This is a genomic window from Streptomyces sp. RP5T, assembly GCF_003933965.1.
Lineage (GTDB): Bacteria > Actinomycetota > Actinomycetes > Streptomycetales > Streptomycetaceae > Streptomyces.
Genome location: NZ_RSAJ01000975.1, coordinates 1 through 1910 on the forward strand (window position 1 = coordinate 1; position 1910 = coordinate 1910).

At 75.2% G+C, this 1910-nt stretch carries 3 protein-coding genes and 1 pseudogene; 2 read left to right on the forward strand and 2 right to left on the reverse strand.

Features of this window, described 5'->3' with window-relative positions; translation table 11 throughout:
- Window positions 1-114: pseudogene (locus EHS43_RS48580) on the forward strand (VOC family protein); the annotation flags it as partial.
- Window positions 115-166: 52 nt separating this feature from the next.
- Window positions 167-568, forward strand: coding sequence for a VOC family protein (locus tag EHS43_RS43605; RefSeq protein WP_185806663.1), 402 nt, complete (start codon window positions 167-169; stop codon window positions 566-568).
- On the opposite strand, the gene EHS43_RS43610 is transcribed toward EHS43_RS43605, so the two are convergent.
- Together EHS43_RS43610 and EHS43_RS43615 are read right to left on the reverse strand one after the other, a co-directional pair.
- Window positions 551-1216, reverse strand: coding sequence for a DUF6597 domain-containing transcriptional factor (locus tag EHS43_RS43610; RefSeq protein WP_125195947.1), 666 nt, complete (start codon window positions 1214-1216; stop codon window positions 551-553). The two genes, EHS43_RS43605 and EHS43_RS43610, sit on opposite strands and share 18 nt — an antisense overlap.
- A gap of 9 nt (window positions 1217-1225) precedes the next feature.
- The coding region (locus EHS43_RS43615) for an AraC family transcriptional regulator (protein WP_148104311.1) at window positions 1226-1910 on the reverse strand (685 nt) is incomplete at its 5' end.

The following is a 1910-nucleotide window of genomic DNA, read 5'->3' on the forward strand; positions in this document are numbered from 1 at the left end:
GACGAGATCCGCCCCCTGCTCGCCGCCCTCGACACCCGTCTCGCCCTCGCCGAGGGCCCGGTGGGACTCGCCTTCACGGTGGACACCCCGCGGGGGCCGGTGACCTTCGGCTGACGTGTCCGATTCCTTCAAGACCGGGCGCCGGGACGCCCTCTACGGTGACGGCATGACTCCACGATTCGACGCCATCGGCCTGGTGGCCTCCGACATGGCCGCTTCCGTCGCCTTCTACCGGCGGCTCGGGTTCCCCTTCCCCGAGGGGTCCGAGTCGCAGCCGCACGCGGAGGCCGAACTCCCGGGCGCGATGCGGCTGATGCTGGACACCGAGGACACGGTCCGTTCCTTCCACCCCGGGTGGCGGCCGCCGTCCGGAGGCAGCCGCACCGGGCTCGCGCTGCGGTGCGCCGGCCCGGCCGAGGTCGACGCGGTGTACGAGGAGCTGGTGGGCGAGGGGTTCCACGGCGAGCTCAAGCCGTGGAACGCCGACTGGGGCCAGCGGTACGCCTGCCTGCACGATCCCGACGGCAACGGTGTCGACCTGTACGCCCCGCTAGCCGACGGCGAGTAGGCGCCCGAGCGGCACACCCGCCAACTCCCGTACGTCCCGGGCGAGATGGGCCTGGTCGGCGAACCCGCACCGGGCCGCCGTCGCCGCGAACGGCACCCCGGCCCCGGCCAGCGCGAGGGCCCGACGCAGCCGCAGGATCCGGGCCAGGGTCTTGGGCCCGTACCCGAACGCCACCAGCGACCTGCGGTGCAACTGCCGTGCCCCGAGGCCGATCTCGTCGGCGGTGACGGCGACGGGGCGGCCCGCGTCGAGCGCGGCGACCAGGGCCCGCAGGACGGGGTCGGTAGGGGCCGCGCGCTCCAGGGCGAGGTCCTCCAGTGCCGTGGCGGGGTCGGCGGCCCGGGCGATGCGGCCGCGCAGCCGCCGTACCTCCGGCAGCGGCCACAGATCGGCCAACTGCACTCGCCGGTCCCGCAGTTCATGCGCGGGCACGCCCAGGAAGGCGGGCGCGGAGCCGGGGGCGAAGCGCAGGCCGGTCCAGGTGCCGGGGGTGCTCGCGGGGACGTGGGCGCGGGTGTCGGGTCCGGCGACGAGCAGGCGCTCCTCGTGCCAGAGCAGGTCCATGCACCCGTCGGGCAGGACACGCCCGGACCCGTCACCGGTCCAGAGGGCGGCGCCGGGGAGCCGGGACGGCCGTTCCGTGTACACGCCCCCAGGCTACGGCCGGCCGGCCCGCAGCCGGAACTCCTGCGGGCTGACCCCGTAGCCCCTCTTGAACGCGCTGGACAGGGCGAACGCGCTCCCGTAGCCCACCTGGCGGGCGATCGCGTCCAGGGTGGCGGAGCCCTCCCGCAGCCGGTCCGCAGCCAGCGCCAGCCGCCACCCGGTCAGGTACGTCATCACCGGCTCCCCCACCCGTTCGGTGAACCGCCGGGCGAGCGCCGCGCGGGAGACCCCCGCCTTGGCGGCCAGGGCGGCCACCGTCCACGGATGCGCGGGATCGTCCTGCATCAGCCTCAGCACCCGCCCCACCACCGGGTCCGCCAGGGCCGCGTACCAGGCGGGCGCCGCCGCCTCGGGCCGGGAGAACCAGGCCCGCAGCGCCGCGATGACCAGCAGGTCCAGCATCCGGTCCAGGACGACCTCCTGGCCCGGCTCGTCGCGCACGATCTCCTCCATGAGCAGCGGCGTCAGCTGGCACTCCCACACGTCGGTGGTGAGCGACAGCAGGGGCGGGAGCGCGTCCAGGAGCCGGTTGCTGATCTCGCCGTCCATGAGATAGGTCCCGATGAGGAGCACCGTGCCGCCGTCGAGCCGGTCGCCCCAGGCGCGTACGCCGAGGTCCATGGAGCCGTTCAGGGACCGTCCGTCGGGGTGGCTGCACTCCGCGCCGGGCAGGATC